Source organism: Mycobacterium sp. Marseille-P9652 (assembly GCF_902652685.1).
Taxonomy (GTDB): Bacteria; Actinomycetota; Actinomycetes; order Mycobacteriales; family Mycobacteriaceae; genus Mycobacterium.
In genome coordinates this window covers 1-21,781 of the sequence record NZ_CACRUY010000029.1, presented here as the reverse complement: position 1 = coordinate 21,781, position 21,781 = coordinate 1, and the positions used below count along the sequence as shown (strand labels likewise).

At 68.2% G+C, this 21,781-nt stretch carries 18 protein-coding genes; 16 read left to right on the top strand and 2 right to left on the bottom strand.

What is annotated here, in order from left to right; all coding sequences use genetic code 11:
• Positions 1-35: 35 nt before the first annotated feature.
• Positions 36-1,478 carry a CCA tRNA nucleotidyltransferase gene (locus tag GPY60_RS16000; RefSeq protein WP_156688659.1) on the top strand — a complete coding sequence of 481 codons (1,443 nt, stop codon included), beginning with the start codon at positions 36-38 and terminating at the stop codon, positions 1,476-1,478.
• Between the two features lie 18 nt (positions 1,479-1,496).
• Positions 1,497-2,003, top strand: a complete 507-nt coding sequence (locus tag GPY60_RS15995; protein ID WP_156688658.1) for a pullulanase — start codon at positions 1,497-1,499, stop codon at positions 2,001-2,003.
• Between the two features lie 14 nt (positions 2,004-2,017).
• On the opposite strand, the gene GPY60_RS15990 is transcribed toward GPY60_RS15995, so the two are convergent.
• A complete protein-coding gene (locus GPY60_RS15990) occupies positions 2,018-3,865 on the bottom strand; it encodes a putative alpha/beta hydrolase (RefSeq protein ID WP_156688657.1) in 1,848 nt (615 codons plus the stop codon).
• Between the two features lie 215 nt (positions 3,866-4,080).
• Entirely contained in the window at positions 4,081-4,404 is a 324-nt protein-coding gene (locus GPY60_RS15985) for a DUF2563 family protein (RefSeq protein ID WP_156688656.1), read from the bottom strand.
• Between the two features lie 695 nt (positions 4,405-5,099).
• On the opposite strand from GPY60_RS15985, the gene GPY60_RS27140 reads away from it, so the two are divergent.
• The 14 genes from GPY60_RS27140 to GPY60_RS15915 form a co-directional block, all read left to right on the top strand.
• Positions 5,100-5,294, top strand: a complete 195-nt coding sequence (locus GPY60_RS27140; protein WP_231639682.1) for a hypothetical protein — start codon at positions 5,100-5,102, stop codon at positions 5,292-5,294.
• Between the two features lie 1,465 nt (positions 5,295-6,759).
• Positions 6,760-7,491 carry a DUF5631 domain-containing protein gene (locus GPY60_RS27745; RefSeq protein ID WP_156688654.1) on the top strand — a complete coding sequence of 244 codons (732 nt, stop codon included), beginning with the start codon at positions 6,760-6,762 and terminating at the stop codon, positions 7,489-7,491.
• A 63-nt stretch (positions 7,492-7,554) separates the two neighbouring features.
• The gene (locus GPY60_RS15970; protein ID WP_197283693.1) at positions 7,555-8,517 is read left to right on the top strand and encodes a hypothetical protein; all 963 of its coding nucleotides are present in this window, start codon (positions 7,555-7,557) and stop codon (positions 8,515-8,517) included.
• A 194-nt stretch (positions 8,518-8,711) separates the two neighbouring features.
• Positions 8,712-9,503, top strand: a complete 792-nt coding sequence (locus GPY60_RS15965; RefSeq protein WP_197283698.1) for a transglycosylase — start codon at positions 8,712-8,714, stop codon at positions 9,501-9,503.
• 1 nt (position 9,504) lies between these two features.
• Entirely contained in the window at positions 9,505-10,992 is a 1,488-nt protein-coding gene (eccB, locus tag GPY60_RS15960) for a type VII secretion protein EccB (RefSeq protein WP_156688652.1), read from the top strand.
• Between the two features lie 2 nt (positions 10,993-10,994).
• Positions 10,995-15,200 carry a type VII secretion protein EccCa gene (gene eccCa, locus GPY60_RS15955; RefSeq protein ID WP_156688651.1) on the top strand — a complete coding sequence of 1,402 codons (4,206 nt, stop codon included), beginning with the start codon at positions 10,995-10,997 and terminating at the stop codon, positions 15,198-15,200.
• 161 nt (positions 15,201-15,361) lie between these two features.
• A complete protein-coding gene (locus tag GPY60_RS15950; protein WP_156688650.1) occupies positions 15,362-15,661 on the top strand; it encodes a PE domain-containing protein in 300 nt (99 codons plus the stop codon).
• 9 nt (positions 15,662-15,670) lie between these two features.
• Complete coding sequence (locus tag GPY60_RS15945; protein WP_156688649.1) at positions 15,671-16,879, top strand: PPE family protein; 1,209 nt, start codon at positions 15,671-15,673, stop codon at positions 16,877-16,879.
• Between the two features lie 109 nt (positions 16,880-16,988).
• The gene (locus GPY60_RS15940; RefSeq protein WP_156688648.1) at positions 16,989-17,315 is read left to right on the top strand and encodes a WXG100 family type VII secretion target; all 327 of its coding nucleotides are present in this window, start codon (positions 16,989-16,991) and stop codon (positions 17,313-17,315) included.
• A 32-nt stretch (positions 17,316-17,347) separates the two neighbouring features.
• Positions 17,348-17,641 carry a WXG100 family type VII secretion target gene (locus tag GPY60_RS15935; protein WP_156688699.1) on the top strand — a complete coding sequence of 98 codons (294 nt, stop codon included), beginning with the start codon at positions 17,348-17,350 and terminating at the stop codon, positions 17,639-17,641.
• Between the two features lie 32 nt (positions 17,642-17,673).
• Positions 17,674-18,504 carry an ESX secretion-associated protein EspG gene (locus GPY60_RS15930; RefSeq protein ID WP_156688647.1) on the top strand — a complete coding sequence of 277 codons (831 nt, stop codon included), beginning with the start codon at positions 17,674-17,676 and terminating at the stop codon, positions 18,502-18,504.
• 125 nt (positions 18,505-18,629) lie between these two features.
• Positions 18,630-19,655 (top strand): MinD/ParA family ATP-binding protein, encoded by a 1,026-nt coding sequence (locus GPY60_RS15925; RefSeq protein ID WP_156688646.1) that lies wholly within the window; start codon positions 18,630-18,632, stop codon positions 19,653-19,655.
• The gene (gene eccD, locus GPY60_RS15920) at positions 19,652-21,181 is read left to right on the top strand and encodes a type VII secretion integral membrane protein EccD (RefSeq protein ID WP_156688645.1); all 1,530 of its coding nucleotides are present in this window, start codon (positions 19,652-19,654) and stop codon (positions 21,179-21,181) included. The genes GPY60_RS15925 and eccD overlap by 4 nt, the downstream gene beginning before the upstream one ends.
• Before the next feature lie 77 nt (positions 21,182-21,258).
• The coding region (locus tag GPY60_RS15915) for a S8 family serine peptidase (RefSeq protein ID WP_370462737.1) at positions 21,259-21,781 on the top strand (523 nt) is incomplete at its 3' end.

The window sequence follows — 21,781 nt, the reverse complement described above, 5'->3', positions numbered from 1 at the left end:
CGTCCCCGGTGAGGAGCCGACTAGGCTGACCGAACGTGCCCGAAGCCGATGCCGAGTTGCTGACCGCCGCCGCGGTGGCGCTGAATCGGCACGCGCCCCTGCTGCGCGAGCTCGGCGCGGCCTTCGATGCCGCCGGCCACGAGCTGTACCTCGTCGGCGGTTCGGTGCGGGACGCGCTGCTGGGCAGGCTGAGCCCCGACCTGGACTTCACCACCAACGCGCGTCCGGAACAGATCCAGCAGGCGGTCCGCGGATGGGCCGACGCCGTGTGGGACACCGGGATCGAGTTCGGCACCATCGGCGTCGGCAAGGACGGGCATCGCCTGGAGATCACCACGTTCCGCGCGGACGCCTACGACCAGGTGTCGCGGCATCCCGAGGTGCGTTTCGGCGACCGCCTCGAGGACGACTTGGTGCGCCGCGACTTCACCGTGAATGCCATGGCCGTGCGCGTCACGCCGACGGGCCCGGGCGAATTCCTTGATCCGCTGGGCGGTTTGGCGGCGCTGCGGGATCGGCTGCTGGACACCCCGTCGTCGCCCGGGATCTCGTTCGGGGACGATCCGTTGCGGATGCTGCGCGCCGCGCGGTTCGTCTCGCAGCTCGGTTTCGCTGTGGCGCCGCGGGTGCTGACGGCGATCGAGGAGATGGCCTCGCAGCTGGGCCGGATCAGCGCCGAACGGGTGGCTGCCGAGCTCGACAAGCTGCTGCTGGGCGCGGATCCCGTGGCGGGCATCGATTTGCTCGTGCGCACGGGCATGGGTGAGGTGGTGCTGCCCGAGGTCGGCGGTATGCAGATGGCCATCGACGAACACCATCAACACAAGGACGTCTACCAGCACTCGCTCACGGTGCTGCGCCAGGCAATCGCCCTCGAGGATGACGGCCCCGATCTGGTGTTGCGCTGGGCCGCGCTGCTGCACGACATCGGCAAGCCGGCTACCCGGCGGCACGAGCCCAACGGGGGCGTGAGCTTTCACCACCACGAGGTGGTCGGCGCGAAGATGACGCGAAAGCGCTTGCGCGAGTTGAAGTATTCCAAGCAGATGGTCGATGACGTCTCACAGTTGGTGTATCTGCACCTGCGCTTTCACGGTTACGGCGACGGCAAGTGGACCGATTCGGCGGTGCGCCGCTACGTCACCGACGCGGGACCGCTGCTGCCCCGGCTGCACAAGCTGGTGCGCGCCGACTGCACCACCCGCAACAAGCGCCGCGCCGCCCGCCTGCAGGCGAGCTATGACCGGCTCGAGGCACGGATCGCCGAGTTGGCGGCCAAGGAGGACCTCGCGCGCGTGCGGCCCGACCTCGACGGCAACCAGATCATGGAGCTGCTGGGCATCCCGGCGGGGCCTCAGGTCGGGGAGGCGTGGAACTTCCTGAAGGAGTTGCGGCTCGAGCGCGGCCCGTTGAGCGCTGAGGAGGCGACCGACGAGCTGCTGGCCTGGTGGCGCTCGCGCGGGAACCCGGAGGCTTAGCGGCGCGTCTTCTTACCTGTGGAGTACTGCTTGGCCGGTGACGGCGGCGCGTCGATTCTGCACGGTCAGCCCGATCTTGACCTCGACGGCGACGGCCATTTCGATGCTATTGCAATGGATTTCGACGGAGACGGGCTGCGCGACGACGCGCTGGCCGACGTAGACGGTGACGGGGTGGTCGACCATGCGGTGCTCGACCTCGACAACGACGGCACGCCGGAGGCCTACTTCACCGACGACGGAACGGGAACGTGGGCGGTGGCGGTCGACCGCGGCGGGCAGGTGCGCTGGTTCGGGCTCGACGGCGTGGAGCACACCGGCGGCCCCCTAGTGGATTTCGATGGCCACGGCCAGGCCGATGATCGCCTCGTCGACGGTGACGGCAACGGGGTGGCCGACCAGGTGTGGTGCACCGGTGAGAACGGAGCGACCGCGTATGTCGACACCGACGGCGACGGCAAGTGGAACGTGAGGCTGACCGACTCCGACGGTGACGGTCTGGCCGACGGCGCTAATGCGTTGTAACTGAGGCGGTTTCGTTAAGGATTACCGTGCCAGTGCCCCGTCGTTGGGAGACGCCAGGCCTCCGGGTCGATTCCTTGTTCCAGCCCGTACTCGCCGCGGTGGCGCGCGGTCATGCCGTCGCGCTGCAGGGCGTTGCCGTGGCCGGACACGACGTCGGCGATGCTGAACAGCGATTCGGAGCCGCCGTCGAAATATCGCAGGTGATCGTTGACCGGATTGATTGAGGCTCCGGGGATCTCGGCCTTGAAGCGCGTCGAGCCGTAACCGTCGACGGCGGGGTCGGCGCCGAGGCCTCCGAGCGTGGGCCCGATCAGCCCCGGGCCCATCACGCGGCTCGGGGCCCAGGTGACCGGGTCGGCCGATGCGGAGCCGACGTACAGGTGCCCGTTCCTGGGTAGGCGAAAGTCATTGGCGGAGTGAGCCATATCGGTGCCGGGGGAGCCGACCAGCACCACGTCGTCGGCGCGCATCCCGTAGGCCGCCGCGTCTGCGACCGTGGTGGACCCGTAGGAGTGCCCGATCACCGTTATGTGTGTCGGCGTACTGAGGTGCGTGGCCCTCAAGCCGTTGACGTCGGCCGCCAGTGCATGCGCGCCGGTCCGTGCCATGTTCGGCCGCCAGAGCCCTGGGTCATGCCAGGTGTCCGGGGCGTCGTAGCCAATCCACACGATGACGGCGGTCTTCTTGTTCGCGTCGGCCCGCGTGGATTCCTTGTAGATGTGCGCCCCGTCCGGGTCGGACAACGTTCCGTCCAGGACGTTGGATCCGAGCCCCGGCACGAGGATGGCGGTGTTGTCCGCCGTGTCGGGGTTGCCCAGCGCGATGGCCGCGGCGCCCTCGCCGTCGAACGCTTCCGGTTGATATTTCATGAGTAGGACATCGGCGCCCACCGTTGCCTGCTCCGTCAGCCCCTCGCGCGTGCGACGTGCGTTGGCATAGCGGGTGATCGCCGGCGTCGACAGGCCATACTGGCCCGGGTTGCGCGTGATGTCGTTTGTCGTCATCCCGTGTTTTGCGGCTGCATCCTCGACGCGACGAAGGTCCGCGTCCATCACTTGCGTGTTGATGCGGCTGCGGGTTTCGACGGGAACGCCGTTCAAATTGCCGAGCTCCCAGGGGTATTCGGCGATTAACGCCTCGCGCTGTTCCGTGCGCATCGTGCCCCACCACCTGGTGACGTCCTCGGGAGTGGAATCCGGCGGTGGAAGTGCCAGGGGCTCTGGGGGACCAGCCGGCGCGTCGAACGCCTGGATGGCCGTGGGCTCGTATCCCTCGGTGCGCAGGACCGTCACCTCAGCGAGTAGGCGTCTCGAATAGTCGTGCCGAATGCTTTGTAGCCGAGACAAACTGGCGCTCGCGTCGTCGATCGCATCTCGCTCGAGGGTGTCGATGAGGGCTTCTAGTGCCTGTTGATCGATGGCGGGTATCGTCCTTTTGCGTTCGAGCGCCAGGACCGCACCCATTTCGTTGTCGGTCTGCTGCAGTTGCGCTTCGAGCGACGCGATTGATATCGCGCCCGCACGCTGCGCCTCGGCGAGGGCGACCGCGATGCCCTCCAAGGTGATCGCGACCTTGGGGATTTGTACGGAGTACAGACCGAGTTCCCCGCTAACGCGTTGAACTTCCGCCGCGTCGTTGATCGGATCGTCACCACGCTTGCCGTCCCAGGAGGCCGCGAGTCGGCGGCGTCCGTCGTCGAATGCGGATACGGCTTCTTGGGTACAGATGCCCGCACGGTAGAACGCCTCGGCGAGAGAGGAGATCTCACCGGGTCGACCCGTCTGCAGGCCGGCGTTGACCGCCCAGGGATCGCCGCCGACTTCGCTTATGAGAAGCGGCACGCTGATATGGCGGAGTTTCATTGCAGCGCAGTCGATCCAGGAGTTTGACGTGTGGACTGACTACGCAGAATATTGTCGGTGACGACCATCGCAACCCTCCCGGATTGCGTGCAACGCTACGTCTGGCGTTGAGCCGAGGGTCAATTCGGTTGGGGAGGGTGATGGGGAATGCGCAGGAGCTGTGGATATCTCGGAGCAGTCGGCGAACCGGCGATACTCGGTATCGGCCGGATCGATCAGATGTTGGGCTCGGGTGATTGACGAAGCACGTCGCGCATTTCGGCCGCGTTGTGGTTGTCCATGTCGATGAAGCCGTTGGCGGTTTGGTCAGCCTTCGTGCCAAACGAGGCGAGCGCCTCGTGATGGGCAGTCAAGTTGGCGATGTGCTGAGCGTGCGCGGAGCTGATCGCCTCGTGGAATGCGTCGGCAGCGGCGAAATCACCGAACATCCCGGACGACAGCGGTCCGCGCGAGAGTGCAGCGGCGCCCTCGTGCGCGTGATCGCCCGCGCGGCGCGAGTCGTTGCCGCCCATGCGCAGGAGCTTCGGATCGACGAACATCGGCACCCCTTCTGATCTGGAAGTAAGGGTAGTGCCGAGAGCCGAAGCGTCAATTCACCTTGCTCGGGTAGGCGCTGTTGCCGATGACTGTCTCGATAGCGGAGTACAAGCCCTTGGCCTGCCGCTGCTCCGTGGCAAAACAGGATGTGGCGTCGGTCCGGCGAAGGCGTCTTATGACTTTCGTAGCCGAGACCATATTCAAGCGAGCGACGCAGATTTCTTGTGATTTGCCCCCGGGGCGACTGGCTCGCCACTATGGATTCTGATGACCTATGGGTAACGCAGATTTGATCCCGGCGTTGAGGGACTAGGAGGGACGCATGGAGGGGGAGATTCCTCATGCTCCGGGTGGTCAAGGAGCAGCCGACCGCTCGCCCGCAGGACACTGGGGACCTCCATATGTGGCCCAGCCTGCGCCGCCTGCCCGTTCAGGGCGAGGCATCGCTATCACGGCCCTTGCCCTTGCTGCCGTAGCTACCATTGCGGCGACTGCCGGGCTGGTTCTGACGTTTACCCGACAAGCGCCTTCTCCGACACCGGTCGGTGACACGACCCCTACCTACACCCCCGCCGAGACAGCAAGAGCGCAGCAACAACTTTGCGACACTTACAAACTGGTGGCGCATGCAGCACAGGTTGATACCACCGGCGGTGACAAAGCCCTCGCACGTATCGCTACCTCCAATGGAGCCCTAATGCTGTACATGGCGGCTGCAAACCCTGCTTTAGATGGCGAGCGTCGCGATGCGGCACGCGCTTTAGCGATCGCCTATGGGACGCTCACCGCCAAGGGCAGCTACGGGGTTGCGACCGACAGCGAGTACCACGCTGCGCTCGATGACGCGATTGCCAAAGATTCGGCAATGAAAAAGGAATGCGGTGGTAGCTGACCTTCCTCCGGGAAATTGGTCCATGGCGCTGGTGGGACCATGGTGGCCTGCACCATCGGCGCCACTGCGCGCCGCCGCCGCTTCCTGGCAGGGGGCATGCGCTCTGCAACAGCAGTACGCTCAGGATCTGCGCAATCAACGAACTCTGGTTGTGGCGAACAACCGAGGACAGACTGCGGAAGACCTGACTTCTCGTATTCAGCAGGGCGAGAAGTATCATTTGGATTTGGCCGAGAAGTACCAAGTCAAGGCCAAAGCATTTGACTCGAGTGCGGACGCAATCGATTACCTGCGGAGCCGCTTAACTGAAATCGCAGCAAAGGGCAATCACGATATTGATCAGATTATCGCTTCGCAGAAGCCGATCGTTGAAAAAGTAGCGGAAGTGCAGGCAGTGCAGTTGCGCTGCAACGCCGACGCGACCAATGCGAGCCTCACAGTTGTCGACAAGTTGGTGGCAGAAACGCAGAAGATCCTCGATTCTGAGGGCTTAGGTGCTGATGCTCGTACCTGGGCGCGGGAACACGGCATAGAAACTGACAAGAACCCATCACCACGACCAATCGGCGTGGATGACTTGAACCCGTCGTCCCTCGGTTCTGATGGTCGTGGCGGACCTAGCGGTGGCGCCTACGGCGTCACAGGGCAAGGAGGCCAGGAGACGGCTGCGCCTCTTGGTGATAACGGGCTCGGCGGTGCTAGCGGCGGGAGCAGCGGAGTCGTCGCAGCACCCCATCGGCCTCCGGAAATGGTGCTCGGCGCTAGTGGACTTGATAACCACGGAGCGGGGCCCGTTGGACCCACAATCCCTTCGCCCAATAGCGGCGTCACGCTGCCGGGCACTAGTGGCCCAATAGCGCCCGGACTTCCAACTGTCCCAAGCGCGCCGACGTCGCCCGCAAGCATTGGCCAAAGTCTCTCATCCGGCCCACTTGGCCAGTCCGTCATGACCGGCATGACGAGTGGGCAGCCACTCGCCGGCCCTGCGCAGGCGTTGACCCAGGGTGCGGTGAACGCAATGGGTCAAGGGACGCCACCGCCTCCGCAGGTAACTGCCCCGCTGTCGGCGCCGCCAGTCTTGCCCGCGCCGCCGCTGTCGAGCGGTGACGCGTTCCACGGGGCATATGCCTCGGCCGACGTGCCCGCACCGACCTCCGCGCCGGTCGCACCGACTGGCGGTGGTGTCGCTCCGGTGGCGCCTTTGATGACCGGCGGCGGTTGGTCCGCCCCCGCGCCCGCCGCAACCCCCGTCGTCCCTGCCGGACCGCTGCCCGCCTACGGCTCGGACCTACGGCCGCCGGTGGTGACGCCTCCGGCCTTACCTTCGGTATCGGCGCCGATCTCCGGCGCCCCGGTCTCGCCATCCGCCTCGTCGTCGCCGTCGGCGGGCGGACCGCTCGTGTCTCCCGTTGAGCGTGCGGCATCCGCCTCCGCACCTGGCCAACCCGGTACGGCCTCGCCCACGATGGCCGGTGCATCGGCACTGTCCGCAGCGACGGGCGCAACGGCCGGTGCGGCATCCGCTCGCTCGGCCGAACAGCAGCGGCTGCAACGCCTGGTCGATGCGGTGGCCCGGCAGGAGCCGAGGCTGTCATGGGCGGCGGGCCTAAGAGACGACGGAACGACGACGCTGCTGGTCACCGATCTCGCGGGCGGATGGATCCCGCCGCACGTGCACCTGCCGGCTCACGTGACGTTGCTCGAACCCGCGACGCGGCGCCGCGATGCCAGCGCTGTTGATCTGCTAGGCGCAATAACAGTTGCCGCGGCGCATCATCCGCACGCCTACGTCGCCGAACCCGATCGCGATGCGCCGGCCCTGACCGGTGACCGGGTAGCCCGCTCGGCCGCCCGAAAAGTCGACGAGCTTGGGCCAACCCTGGTAGACGCCGTCCGCCGCCGCGACGGTCTGCCGCGGATCGCGCAGGCGCTCGCGGCGCCTGCGGTGCGCAACACGGGCGTACTCGAAAACGAAATCGAGCTCCTACGGGAGCGCATCGCCGACGTCCGGGATTCGGTCCTGAGCGCCTACCCGAACCACAACCTGGCGGCAGTCGGGGATTGGATGCTGCTGGCATCCATCGAAGCGTTGATCGACTCCCACGAGTACTTGGCGCACTACCACGTCGCCTGGTTCGGCGCGCTCAGCCGCGCTGAATCGCGGTCCGAAATCAACGTGAATACCGGTCCGCGCTAGTTGTGCCAGAATTGTGTTTCTGCCTTGCACGGGCGTCGGGGCGTCTGACGGGGAGGTGATTCCATGACGATCCAAAGCGTTCCAGAGGTCTACGGCGTCTTGGCGGATGCGCCTCCACCTCCAGCCATACCGCCGGGCGGAATGCCATCGCCTGATCCGTCGGCAACCGGCGGAGCCCGGGCGGCACTGGATGCCGCGGCCGCGGCCGGTGTCCCCGGCGACGTCGCCGAGAGCACACAGCGAGACGCCGACCGTCGTACCGCCGCCGCCGACGCCGCCGCGAAATTCCCCGCGAACGAAGCCGACGCGGCGCAGCAGTTCCAAGGCGTTGGCGCGCAAGGCAATACGCAGATGATCCAGCAGCTGGTCTCGAGCATCACGGGCGCGATCGGCGGCGCGATTGGCGGCATCCTGGGTCCGCTGACTCAGCTCCCGCAGCAGGCCATGCAGGCGGGGCAGGGCGCGATGCAGCCGCTGATGAGCGCGCTGCAGGGCGCCCACGGCGCCGCCGGGTCCGAGGCCCTTGAAAGCGCGCGCCTGGCGGACAGCCTCGGCGGTGAGTCCGGCGGTGCCGCTGGCATCGGGGGCGGTGGCGCTGGGCTTGGGTCCGGTGGTGGCGGGGGCGGTGGCCTCGGTGGCACCACCCCGGCCGGCTTTATGGGTCCGCCGCCCGTCCCGTCGTCGTCGCCGCCCACGACCCCGGCAGGCGCATCGGCGAAGCCGGTGCTGATGGGCCCGACCGGTGGCACCCTGCCGATGTCGGGCCAGTCGGGCATGACCGGGATGCCGATGATGCCGCCGGGCGCGATGGGCGGCCACGGCGAGGCGGGTGGCAAAGAGAAGCCGCCCGAAAAGCGGGTTACGGCCCCGGGTGTGCCGCACGGCCAGCCGGTGAAGGGGCGACTGACCATCCCGCCCAGCGCTCCGCCGGCCGCCAAGCCTGGGGAGCAGAAGCCGACGGTCGTGACCAACAGGCCGGCCCGGCGGATCGTCATCATGCCGAGCGACGAAGACGCGAAAGACTAGCTCGTACGCAATCGGCCAATGAAGGTGACTGGCCGAGCGCGCGCTCACGGCACTAATGTCATTCGGTAATTGCGGCCCTCGCGGTCGCCTTAAGGTGCGAAACGGCGAGGCAATTCGCGCCCAGGGAATGTGGAAGTAGTGACAAGAGTGTCCAATGGGGATGCGGTGCGGGGGATTCGTTGCTTGACCCGCTTATGAGGCAGGCGCTGGCCGCGCTGTCCCGCGGCCACGATCTGTTCGCCGGCGGCGCCACCGTCGACCACCTCGGTGATACGCCCGCGCAACTTCAGGCGCTCGCTCACCGGATGTCGCGCGTCGGGATGCAGCAACTACACCGGATGGCCGAATCGGACCGGGCGCTGGCACATACGATGGCGGCCGCCCGCGCCCACCACGCGAGCGCGAGGACGGCGACGGGCGCGGTGCTCGAGGCGGCCAGGAGCGACGCGGTCCCGGCCGCCGACACCCCAATCGGCCGCCGCGAGGCCATGTCCCGGATGGCGGCGCGGCTTCGCGCCCAACACCGGCACATCGCGGCCTCGCACACCCGCGCGCGGCAGACGGCCCAGCGACTGCGTCGGTTGCAATACCCCCGACACCACGCCACCGGCCGCCCGGCCGTCCTCGCCGCAATCCAAAGGGCTCTAGAAATAAAGGGAATTCACGACCCGGCGGCGCGCGCCCGCTGGGCCCGCGGCATGGACCTGGTGGCGCGTCGCGAGTCCAACTACGACGCAGGCGCCGTCAACCGATGGGACGTCAACGCGTCACGGGGGACGCCCAGCCGGGGCGCCTGGCAGTTCATCGCGCCCACCTTCGCCGCCTACCATCAGCCCGGAACCTCCCACAACATCGACGATCTGGTGGCGCAGGCGTGCGCCTTCATCAACTACGCGCGCGGCCACTACGGCGTCGCCGCGGACGGGTCGGATCTGGCAGCGCGCATTCAGCAGGCCGATCCGCGCCGCCCGGCCAAGGGGTACTGAGATGCCGCTGAGTCTGTCCAACCGCGACCAGAATTCGGGCCACCTGTTCTACAACCGCCGCCTGCGGGCGGCAACCACGCGCTTCTCGGTGCGGATGAAACACGACGACCGCAAGCAGACCGCCGCGCTCATCTTGTCGATGCTCCTGGTCGCGATCGCCGGCGGCTGGATGTTGCTCCTCAACGTCCTCAAACCGACTGGTGTGGTGGGCGATTCGGCGATCATCGGCGACCGCGACTCCGGGGCCATCTACGCCCGCATCGACGGACGGCTGTATCCGGCGCTGAATCTCACGTCTGCACGGCTGGCGACCGGAACGGCGGGACAGCCGACCTGGGTGAAACCCGCCGAGATCGCCAAGTATCCGACCGGGCCACTCGTGGGAATCCCCGGTGCGCCGGCGGCCATGCCCGTCAACCGCGGTGCCGCTTCGGCATGGGCGGTGTGCGACACGGCGGGCCGCCCCCGCAGCGGCGACAAGCCTGTCGTGACGTCAATCGCCGGTCAGCTCTACGGCGGCGGCCGCGCCATGCCCATGCGCGACGACGCCGGCCTGCTCGTCACCTTCGAGGGCAACACCTACGTGATCTGGGGCGGCAAACGGTCCCAGATCGACCCGACCAACAGGGCGATCACGTTGAGCCTGGGCCTCGACCCGGGAGTCACGCTGCCCGTTGAGATTTCGCGCGCCCTCTTCGACGGCCTGCCCGCGACCGAACCGCTGCGCGTCCCGCAGGTGCCCGAGGCCGGGACACCGTCGAAGTGGGTACCGGGCTCGCAGGTGGGCGCCGTCCTGCAAGCGCAGACGGCGGGCGGCGGCAGCCAGTTCTACGTCCTGCTCCCCGACGGCGTGCAGAAGATCACCAGCTTCGTCGCCGACCTGCTGCGCAGCGCCAACTCGTACGGCTCGACGGCCCCGCGCGCGGTGACCCCCGACGCGCTGGTCAACATCCCCGACGTCAGCCCACTGGCGCTGGATTACTACCCGACCGGCCGCCTCAACTTCATTGACACAGCGGCGAATCCGACGACGTGCGTCGGCTGGGAGAAGTGGTCGACGGATCCGCAGGCCCGCATCGCGGTCTACAACGGCCGGGGGCTGCCCGTATCGCCGGCCATGGACAACCGGATCGTGCGCCTCGTGCGCGACGACCGTGACCCGGCGTCGGTGGTGGCCAATCAGGTCTTGGTCCTGCCAGGGGCGGCGAACTTCGTCACTTCCACCAGTGGCGTGGTGACCGCCGACTCCCGGGAGGCGCTGTTCTGGGTGTCTGACAACGGGGTGCGATTCGGGATCGCCTCCGACGACATGACGTTGCGTGCGCTCGGCCTGGACCCGTCGTCGGCGGTGCAGGCGCCTTGGCCGCTCTTGCGGACTTTCGCTGCGGGCCCGGCGTTGTCGCAGCAGGCGGCGCTCGTGGCCCGTGACACCGTGCCGACGCTGGGCCCGGTAGCCGTGGTGACGACATCGGCGAAGGCTGGAGGCTAGAGATGTCCAAGAGAGCGTTCCCGATCAACCGCGTCAAGATCGAGCCGCCGAAGCCGGTTCGCGTGGCGCCGAGCGCGCCGATTGCCCTGCCCGAACGCGAGCCGCGGAACATCTGGGTGATGATCGGGGTGCCCGCCCTCATCGTGGCGCTCATCGGCACCGTCGTGATGCTCTACGTCTCCGGGGTGCGCAGCCTCTCCACGGGATTCTTCCCGTTGATGGGGATCGGCGCGTTCAGCATGCTGGCGTTTTCGGGGCGGTTCGGGCGGGCGCGCAAGATCACCTGGGGCGAGATGGAACGCGGGCGCCGCCGGTACCTGCGCGACCTCGACGTCAACCGCGACGAGATCCAGAATGCCGTTTGCGCCCAACGTGAATGGCAGCACGCCGTGCACTCCGACCCGCGCGGCCTCGGGGCCATCATCGGCGGACCGCGAATGTGGGAGCGCGGTCGCGGCGACGTCGACTTCCTCGAGGTGCGGGTGGGCACCGGCGTGCAGCACGCGCCCGACTCGGTCCTGTCGGTGACGTGGCCGGACATCGCCTCCGACGAGGAACTCGAACCGGTCACCGGGCAGGCCCTCCGCGATTTCATTTTGGAGCAGCGCAAGATTCGCGATATCGCGAAGGTGGTCAACCTGCGTTCGGCGCCCGGCTTCAGCTTCGTGGGCGAGGACCTCGACCGGCTGCGATCGCTGATGCGGTCGGTGCTGTGTTCGCTCGCGGTTTTCCACAATCCCCGCGACGTGAAGCTCATGGTCGTCACGCGCAGCCCCGACGTGTGGTCGTGGATGGTGTGGCTTCCGCACAACCTGCACGACGAGCTGTTCGACGCATGTGGTTGGCGGCGGCTGATTTTCGCGACGCCCGAGGAGCTCGAGGAGGCGCTCGGCGCCGAACTGCACATGAAGGGCAAGCGCGGTGCCTGGACGCCGCCGGCCGCGGCCAGCCCGACCGCCATGGGTTCGGCCCTGGAAACGGGCACGGGCACCGTCGACCTCGGCCCGCACCTGGTGATCGTCGACGACAACACCGGCAGCCCCGACGCGTGGGAGAGCGTCGTCGGGCAGGTGGGCAAGGCGGGAATCACCCTGCTGCGCATCGCGTCCCGGGTCGGCGCGGGCGTGGGCTTCGCCGTCGACCAGGTCTTCGAGATGACCGAACGGCACGCCAACCCGAAGACGAACGGCGAAGCCGGGGCGCGCCACAACGGTGCCGCCGACGCCGACGGCGAGGACGATCGGCCCGCGCCCCTGCTGCGCGTGCGGGGCAAGTTCTTCGCGCACGCCGACCAGCTGTCGATCCACCGGGCGTACCGCTACGCCCGGGCGATGGCGCGGTGGTCGCCGACGAGCCGCAGCGAGATGGCCGATTCCACCGGCGGCGCGGCCGAGCTTCTGCGGGCGCTGGGCATCGCCGACCCTCGCGAGCTGGACGTCGACCGGCTGTGGGCCGAGCGGCGCGGCCGCGGCGACGAGCGCTGGTGCGAGATCCCGGTCGGCGCCAAGCCGAACGGTGATCTGCAGAACGTGATCATCCGTGCGAAAGACTTCGGCGGCTTCGGTTTTCACTCCGTGGTGATCGGCACCAGCGGCTCGGGCAAGTCGGAGTTCTTCCTGTCGCTGGTCTACGGCATCGCGCTGACGCATTCGCCCGAGACGTTCAACGTCATCTTCGTCGACATGAAGTTCGAGTCGGCCGCCCAGGACATCCTCGGGATCCCGCACGTGGTGGCGGCGCTGTCGAACCTCGGCAAGGACGAGCGACACCTGGCCGAGCGCATGCGCCGTGTCATCGACGGCGAAATCAAGCAGCGCTACGAGCTTTTCACCTCCGTGGGCGCGCGTGACGCCAACGACTACGAAGAGATCCGCCTCGCCGGGCGCGACCTGCCACCCGTGCCGGTGCTGCTCGTGATCGTCGACGAATACCTGGAGCTGTTCGCCAACCACGAGAAGTGGATCAACCTGATCATCCACATCGGCCAGGAGGGCCGCGGCGCCAACGTCTTCTTCATGCTGGGCGGTCAGCGCCTCGACCTCTCGTCGCTGCAGAAGGTCAAGTCCAACATCGCTTTTCGCATCGCCCTGCGCGCCGAGTCGGGTGACGACAGCCGCGAGGTGATCGGTTCCGACGCCGCCTATCACCTGCCGTCGAAGGAAAACGGCTTCGCCCTGCTGAAGGTGGGCCCGCGCGACCTCGAGCCGTTCCGCTGCTTCTACCTGTCGGCGCCGTTCGTGGTGCCCAAGACCAAGGAGGTGGCGACGACCGTCGACATGACGCTGACCAAACCCCGCCTCTACAACTGGCAGTACCAACCCTTGGACGCCGCCGACTCGGCGGCGCTGGAAGCGGCCGCCGCCGTTGACGCCGAGCCCGACGAATTCCTTTACCACGAGGACGGATTCAAGCGGAAGAAGATCGTCGACGTGCTGCGCGAGTCACTGCACGAGGTGCCGCACCGGTCACCGCGCCGGCCGTGGCTCGAGCCGCTCGAGATCCCCGAGTCGGTGGACGCCCTGGTCGCCGGGTTCCGGGGCAAGCCGTGGCATGTCGACTACGGGCGCAACCCGGGGCTGATGTTCCCCGTGGGCGTGATGGACATCCCGGAGGAGTCTCGGCAGATCGTGCACGCCGTCGACGCGTTGCGCAGCAACATCATCGTGGTGGGCGCGAAGCAGCGCGGCAAGACGACCACCCTGATGACGTTGATGTGTTCGGCCGCAACGATGTACAGCCCGGCGCGGGTGACGTTCTTCTGCATCGGCGGGGCAACCCTGGCGCAGGTGGCGTCACTGCCGCACGTCACCGACATCGTCTCGCCGAAGGACCGGGAAGGCGCCGAGCGGATCCTCAGCACCATGGACGCGCTGATCGACGCTCGGGAAGACTCCTTCCGTCGGCTGAGGATCGACCTCGACGGCTTCCGCGAGCGCCGGTTCGGCGTAGGCAGCGACGGCCTGGGCGGCACGGACCCCAACGACCCGTTCGGCGACGTCTTCGTCGTGGTCGACGACTACGACGACGTGTACTCCAAGGACACGCTGCTGGGCGACCGCATCATCTCGCTGAGCAGCCGAGGCCCCGAATACGGGGTGCACGTCATCTGCAGCGCCGGCGGCTGGATTCACGGGCAGCGCCAAAGCCTGTTGCAGAACGCGACCGCGCGCATTCAGCTGCGCCTGGCCGACCCCAGCGAAAGCCAGATGGGGCACTCGTCGATCGAGTCCCGCGAGGCCGCCCGGCGAACGCTGAACCGGCCGGGATTCGGGCTGACCGACAGCCTCCACGAGCTGCTGGTCGGGGTGCCCGCGCTAACCGACCCCGCCACCGGCGCGCTGGTCGGCATCAACGACGTCGGCGCGCGCATCGCCGAGGTCGCCGGGGTCACCAAGCACGCGAGCCTCAAGCGGCTGCCGCAACGCGTCGAACTCAAGTCGATCCTCGACTACGCGGCCGCCCACCCCAGCGGCGACGACCTGTCGATCGCCTTCGCCATCGGCGAGCGGCACGACCTCGGTCCGGTCCCCCTCAGGCTGCGGCAGAGCCCCGGCCTGACGATCCTGGGCCGGCAGGGATGCGGCAAGACCACCGCGCTGGTGGCCATCGGCGAGGCCGTGATGAGCCGGTTCAGCCCGGAGGAGGCGCAGCTGACGCTGATCGACCCCAAGACCGCTCCCCACGGCCTGCGCGACCTGCACGCACCCGGCTATGTGCGCGCGTACGCCTACGACCAGGACGAAATCGACGAGGTGATCACCGAACTGGCGCAACAAGTCCTGCTGCCGCGGCTACCCCCCAAGGGACTGAGCCAGGAGGAGCTGAGGGCGCTCAAGCCGTGGGAAGGCTGCCGCCACTTCGTGCTCATCGACGACGTGCAGGACCTGCGCCCGGAGCAGGGCTACCCGCCGCGGCCGCCGGTGGGGGCGGCGCTGTGGAAGCTGATGGAGCGCGCCCGCCAGATCGGGCTGCACGTCTTCACCACCCGTAACAGCGCGAACTGGGCGACGCTCACCATGGACCCCTGGATGCGATTCCAGACCGCGGCGAAGGTGAGCCAGCTTTACATGGACAACGACCCCGAGAACAAGATCAGCCGTCTCATCCGGGCCCAGGCGCTGCCGCCGGGACGTGGTCTGCTCGTGGGAGCCGACGGTGACGTCGAGGGAATTCTGGTCGGCCAACCCGCTTCTTCAACAAATGCATAATAAGGCGGGAAATTGCTGGCAGAAGGCGGAAATCGGGGCGCCGGCGTGATCAATTCGAGATCGGCGGCGGAGGGCCAAAACTGCTGAATAGCGCATCCGCCGGACCGCACTAGACTTACGCGTTAACGTGTCTTATTCCTAAGACCAATCGGAGGGAAATCATGTCGTGGTTGGTGCAACCCGAGGCGGTTCTGGCCTCGGCGGGGGCTGAGTCGGCGATCAGCGCGGAGACCCAGGCGGCGGCCGCGTCGGCCGCACCGGCCCTGCTCGGAACGACGCCGATGGGTGCCGACCCGGACTCGGCGATGTTCTCCGCCGCCCTCAATGCCTGTGGCGCCAGCTACCTGGGTGTGGTCGCCGAGCACTCGGCTCAGCGCGGGCTTTTCGCCGGGGCGCAGGGCATGGCGTCGGGTGTCTACGTAGCCACCGAGGCGGCACGCGCGGCGGCGCAAGCGCTCTAGGGATCCCGCATGGCAGATCCCGGGTGGGCCGCGCGCACCCCCGAGGACAACGATCTGCTGCTCAAGGCGGGCACCGGGGTGGCCACGCAGCTGGCCAACCAGACGGCATGGACCGCGTTGGGCGCAGCCCATCACGCCTCGGGTGTCGCGTCGGCGATCAACACCGCCGCAACCTCCATGAGCTGGCTGGGCGCCGGCTCGGCGGCCTCGGCGGCGAACGTCACGATGCTCAACGCCTCGCTGCACGGCCTGGCCGGATGGGTGGACGTCAAGCCGGCGGTCGTCGCCACGGCGATCTCGGCCTACGAGATGGCGAACGCCGCGATGCGCCCGGCTCCCGAGTGCATCGCCAATCGCGACGAGTGGGGCGTCGACAACGGCATCAATCCGAGCGTGCTGTGGACCCTCACGCCGCGGATAATCTCGCTTGACGTCGAGTATTTCGGCGTCATGTGGCCGAACAACTCCGCCGTCGGCGCCAGCTACGGCGCGATCCTGACGGCCCTGGCCGAGAGCCTCGCCATCGCGCCGCCGATCGCCACCATGGGCGCCTCGCCCGCGGCGCCCGCGCAGGCCGCCTCGGCGGTCGGGCAGGCGGCGGCCGAGGCGGCGGCCGGCGACGGAATGCGCGCTGCGTTCCAAGGGGCCCAGACGGGGACGTCCGGGGCCGGCCAGGCGGCGTCGACCGGCCAGGGCATGGGCGACCAGCTCGGCACCTTCATGCAGCCGGTCCAGACGCTGATGGGGGCCGTCCCCCAGGCGCTGCAGGCGCCCGCCCAGCTGATGCAGGCGCCGATGAGCGCCATGCAACCGCTGCAATCGATGATGGGCATGTTCGCCAACCCCGGCGCCCTCGGGATGGGCGGCGCCACCCCGGGCGTCTCGGCGGCGTCCGCGGCGGGCGGCATCTCCGCCGCTGAGGCGGGGGCGTCGGCCGGAGCCGGCGGCGGGGGTGCGGCCCTGGGCGGCGCCGGTGTGCCGGCGACCACCTTCACCCGCCCGGTCAGCGCCTTCGAGCCCGCAACCGGCGGACGGCCGGTGGGCTTGCGGCCGAGCGGCGCGTTGGGTGCGGACGCGGTACGGCCGCAGACCACGACGGCCGTGGGCGGAACCCCGATGGGCGGGATGCCCGTCGGGCACGGGGGAGGAGGTCAGCGCGGGTCCAACGGCAAGTCGGAACAGCCCGCGACGGTGCGGGTTGTAGACGCCCGCGTTTAGTAATTCACCCGTTCACAGGGTGAACTGACACATCTGAATACCGCTCATACACTGCCACGCATACCCGGATGATCTTCACGGGAGCGACCGGCCGGAAAAGGAGAAATAAGTGCCCAGCAGAATCATTGTCGACGCAAATTTGTTGCGCAGCACCAGTGACCAAATTCAGGCCAACATGGAGCATGCGATCGCCATCGCGAAGGGATATCTGTCGAACCACGAGAACGCGATGAGCCCCACCACGTGGTCGGGCGCCGGCGTCGTCGCCTCGCACGTGACCGCCACAGAGGTTGCCAGCGATCTGAACAAGGTGCTCAACGGCGGTACGCGCCTGGCCGAGGGCCTCAAGCAGGCCGCGGCCCTGATGGAACACCACGAAGCCGACTCGCAGGCCGCGTTCCAGGGCCTGTTCGGCGGCGGCGCCCACAACGTTTAGTCACTGATCCGCAATTCTTCGAAAGGACTTCAATCATGGACCAGATCGCCTACGACCACGGCGTGGTGGCCGACTACGCCAGCGACACCGTCTCGCGCGCCGGCCAACTCGAGCAGCTGCACGCCGACACCGCCAAGCTGACCAACGCCCTGCAGGAATTCTTCGAGGGCCACGGCGCGACGGGCTTTTTCGACGCCCAGTTCCAAATGCTCTCGGGGCTGCAGGGTCTCGTGGACACCGTCCGCCAGCACGGCATGACCACCAACCACGTGCTCGGCAACGCCGTCAGCGTTGACCAGCAGATGCCCGGCCTGTTCTGGACCTGAAACCCGAAGTGCCGCAACAGAGCTAGGCCGCCATGCTGACGACGACGGTCGACGGGCTGTGGGTGTTGCAGGCGGTGACCGGGGTCGAGCAGACCTGCCCCGAGTTGGGCCTGCGGCCCCTGCTGCCGCGACTCGACACCCCGGAGCGCGCCCTGCGCCATCCGGTGGTCGCCGAGCTGATGGCCGCGGGCGCTCTCGACGAGGCCGGCGACGCGGACCCGATGATCCGCGAATGGCTCACCGTGCTGCTGCGGCGCGACCTGGCTCTGCTGGTGAACATTTCGGTGCCGGGTCGCGAGCCGACGCGGGCGTCCATCTGCCGGTTCGCCACGTGGTGGGTGGTCCTGGAGCGCCACGGCGAGCTGGTTCGGCTCTATCCGGCGGGCACGGCGAGCGACGAGTCCGCGGCCAGCGATCTCGTCGTGAGCCAGGTCGAGCGGCTGTGCGGGGTGGCGGAGGCGGCGCCGCTGCGGCCGGTGACCCTCGACACCGAGGAACTGCTGGAGTCGGTGCGCGACGCGGCAAGCCTGCGCAAGTTCCTTGCCGCCCAGCGCCTCGACGTCGATCAGATGCAAATCCTCATGACCGCAACGGATCCCGCGCGATCGGCGGCCGCGACCATCGTAGGGCTGCAGGCCGGGGTCGGACCCGAGCAGACGGCGCGCATCGCCGTCGGGGATTCGACGGTGGCCGTCGTCGACACCCCCGCGGGCCGGCTGTGCGTCGAGGGCCTGCTGTCGGGGCAACGCCGCTACCAGGTTGTCTCCCCGGGCTCGCGCAGCGACATCTCCGGCGCGGTGCAGCGGCTCATCCGCCGCCTGCCGGCCGGAGACGAATGGTACTCATATCGACGCGTGGTCTAAAGCCGCACCACATAGAAGAAAACCAACGCGATTTCGCGAATGCCGTGGAATGGCAAAGCCTTACGCGGTTTCGGGCCCATCAGATCGTGTAAACGGGGCCCCGGAATTCGTGTTAGCATCGCGTCGTGACGAGCCCTTGGAATGACCCGAATATGTCGGACGAAGGGGCGCTCGGACGGGGGGATCCGTCGACGGGGCGCACCTTCCGAGATTCGGTATCCGACACCATGCGGATTACCGATCTTGCCGCGCCTCGGAAGATTCCGCCCGGGTCCGGATGGCGGAAATTCATCTACACCGCGTCGTTTCGGAAAATAAACCTCGGCGAATCGCCCAGGGAACGGCACTATCGCGATCTGCAGAACCGCATCAGGCGCCACATTCGCCGGCAATACGTCATCACCGTCGTCACCGGCAAGGGCGGCGTCGGGGTGACCACGCTGGTGGCCTGCATCGGCGGCGTCTTCCGCGAGTGCCGGCCGCAGAACGTGATCGCAATCGACGCGGTGCCGGGCTTCGGCACCTTGGCCGACCGCATCGACGAGACGCCGCCGGGGGACTACAGCGCCATCATCAACGACACGGACGTCCAGGGTTACGCCGACATCCGGGAACATCTGGGGCAGAACGCGGTCGGACTCGACGTCCTCGCGGGCAACCGCACGTCAGACCAGCCCAGGCCGCTGGTCCCCGCCATGTTCTCGGGCGTCCTGTCGCGCCTTCGGCGGACGCACACCGTGATGATCGTCGACACCTCGCCGGACCTCGAGCACGAGGTGATGAAGCCGGTGCTGGAGAACACCGACACCCTGGTGTTCGTCTCGGGCATCACGGCCGACCGGTCCAAGCCGGTGCTGAGGGCCGTCGACTACCTGAGGTCCCAGGGCTACCACGAGCTGGTCTCGCGCAGCACCGTCATCATCAACCACACCGATCACATCACCGACAAAGACGCCCTTGCCTATCTGACCGAACGTTTCACCAAGGTCGGCGCAATCGTGGAAGTGATGCCGTTCGACCCGCACCTGGCCAAGGGCGGGATCATCGACACGGTTCATGAACTGAACAAGAAGACGCGATTGCGGCTATTTGAAATCACCGCCGGCCTGGCCGACAAATACATTCCCGACGCCGAACGGGCGGTGCCGTGACGGCGCCGCATAAGGTTGCCTTCCCGGCGCGATGTGCGGTCAACATTTCCTACGAGAAGCACCTGTGTTCGCAAGTGTTCCCGGCTGGAATTCCGGTCGAGGGCTTTTTCGAGGGAATGGTCGAGCTGTTCGACGCCGATCTCAAACGCAAAGGCTTTGAGGGCGTAGCGCTTCCGGCGGGCAGCTACGAACTCCACAAGATCAACGGCGTGCGCCTTGACATCAACAAGAGCCTCGACGAGCTCGGTGTGCAGGACGGCGACACGCTGGTGCTGGTGCCCCGGGTCGACGGCGAATCCTTCGAGCCGCAATACGAGTCGCTGTCCTCCGGCCTGGCCGCGATGGGCAGGTGGCTGGGCCGCGACGGCGGCGACCGGATGTTCGCGCCAGTCACCCCCCTGACCGCCGCGCACACGGCGATCGCCGTCGTCGCCATGGCGGCCGCGGTCGTGGCGGGCCTGACGCTGCGGGCGCGCACCTTCAGCGACGGCATCGTCCCGACCGCGGTCGCCGGGGCGACCGGCGCCCTGCTGGTGGTGGCGACGGCGGTGGTGCGGTCGGGCTGGCGGGAGCGGCGCGACATGTTCAGCGGGTTCGCCTGGCTGTCCGTGGTGCTGCTGGCCGTGGCAGGCGCGTGCGCACCGCCGGGACGGCTGGGGGCGCCGCACGCGCTGATCGGGCTTGTGGTCGTCATCCTGGGTGCGGTCGCGATCGGGGTCATGACACAGAAGCGTTGGCAGACAGCGGCCGTCACCGCGGTGGTGACGGTGTGCGGGATCGTTGCGGCCGTCGCGCTGGTGCGCATGTTCCGGCCGGCCGCCCCGCAGGTGCTGGCGATCTGTGTGCTGGTGCTCTTGCTCATCCTGGTGCGGATGACGCCGATGATCGCGCTGTGGGTGGCCCGGGTGCGGCCGCCGCACTTCGGCTCGATCACCGGACGCGACCTGTTCGCGCGGCGCGAGGGGATGCCCGTCGACACGGTGTCACCCGTGAGCGAGGACGAGACCGAGGACGAGGACAACGAGCTCACCGACATCACGGCGCGAGGCGCCGCGATCGCCGCCTCGGCGCGACTGGTCAACGCGGTGCAAGTCGGTGTCTGCGTGGGGGTTTCGATCGTCCTGCCCGCGGCGGTGTGGGGCGTTCTGGCCCCCGGGCGCCCGTGGGAGTGGCTGGCGTTACTCGTGGCCGGATTGGTGGTGGGCATCTTCATCACCCAGGGCCGCGGGTTCGCCGCCAAGTATCAGGCCGTCGCGCTGGTGTGCGGCGCCTCGGCCGCCGTGTGCGCCGGCGTGGTCAGGTACGCGCTGGCCGAGCCCCGCGACGTCGCGGCCGGTCTGCTGTGGCCCGCGGTGGCGGTGGCGTGTTTCGCCGCGCTGGGCCTGGCCGCGGCGCTTCTGGTGCCGGCGGTGCGGTTTCGGCCATTCATCCGCCTGGCCGTGGAGTGGGCCGAGGTGCTGGCGCTCATCGTCCTGCTGCCGGCGGCCGCGGCCCTCGGAGGGCTGTTCTCGTGGCTTCGACACTGAGCGGGGCACTGAGCCGCGCGTGCGTGCGGGCCACGGCCCTCGGCGCCGCCGTCGCGCTGGTTGCGTTGGTCGCGAATATGCCTGCGGCGCGGGCGATTACGCCCCCGGCGGTCGACCCCGCCCTGGTGCCGCCCGACGGTCCGCCGCGGCCCGAGCAGCCGATGCGACGCGCCAACAGCTGCTCCACGCCGATCACCGTGCGCAATCCCGACGTCGCGCAGCTCGCGCCCGGCTTCAACGTGCTCAACATCAGCAAGGCGTGGCAATACAGCACGGGCAACGGCGTATCGGTGGCGGTCATCGACACGGGGATCACGCCCAACCCCCGGCTGCCTGCTGTCCCGGGCGGCGACTACATCATGGGCGAGGACGGCCTGTCCGACTGCGACGCGCACGGGACGATCGTCGGCTCGATCATTGCCGCTGCGCCGCAAGGGATTCTGCCCATGCCGCGGCCCTTACCGGCGGCTCCGGCGTTCCCACCGCCGGCCGCGCCGCCGCCGGTCAGCGGCGGGCCGCCGCCACCGGTCGAGGTCCCGCCGCCGGTCCCACCACCGCCGCCGCCCAGCCCCGTCACGATCACGCAGACCGTCCCGGCGC

Excerpts from the sequence above, each read along its gene's own strand:
- GPY60_RS15990 (WP_156688657.1), bottom strand. The coding sequence starts at position 3,865 with ATGAAACTCCGCCATATCAGCGTGCCGCTTCTCATAAGCGAAGTCGGC.
- GPY60_RS15985 (WP_156688656.1), bottom strand. The coding sequence starts at position 4,404 with ATGTTCGTCGATCCGAAGCTCCTGCGCATGGGCGGCAACGACTCGCGC.
- GPY60_RS27140 (WP_231639682.1), top strand. The coding sequence starts at position 5,100 with ATGCTGTACATGGCGGCTGCAAACCCTGCTTTAGATGGCGAGCGTCGC.
- GPY60_RS27745 (WP_156688654.1), top strand. The coding sequence starts at position 6,760 with ATGGCCGGTGCATCGGCACTGTCCGCAGCGACGGGCGCAACGGCCGGT.
- GPY60_RS15970 (WP_197283693.1), top strand. The coding sequence starts at position 7,555 with ATGACGATCCAAAGCGTTCCAGAGGTCTACGGCGTCTTGGCGGATGCG.
- GPY60_RS15965 (WP_197283698.1), top strand. The coding sequence starts at position 8,712 with ATGAGGCAGGCGCTGGCCGCGCTGTCCCGCGGCCACGATCTGTTCGCC.
- eccB (WP_156688652.1), top strand. The coding sequence starts at position 9,505 with ATGCCGCTGAGTCTGTCCAACCGCGACCAGAATTCGGGCCACCTGTTC.
- eccCa (WP_156688651.1), top strand. The coding sequence starts at position 10,995 with ATGTCCAAGAGAGCGTTCCCGATCAACCGCGTCAAGATCGAGCCGCCG.
- GPY60_RS15950 (WP_156688650.1), top strand. The coding sequence starts at position 15,362 with ATGTCGTGGTTGGTGCAACCCGAGGCGGTTCTGGCCTCGGCGGGGGCT.
- GPY60_RS15945 (WP_156688649.1), top strand. The coding sequence starts at position 15,671 with ATGGCAGATCCCGGGTGGGCCGCGCGCACCCCCGAGGACAACGATCTG.
- GPY60_RS15930 (WP_156688647.1), top strand. The coding sequence starts at position 17,674 with ATGCTGACGACGACGGTCGACGGGCTGTGGGTGTTGCAGGCGGTGACC.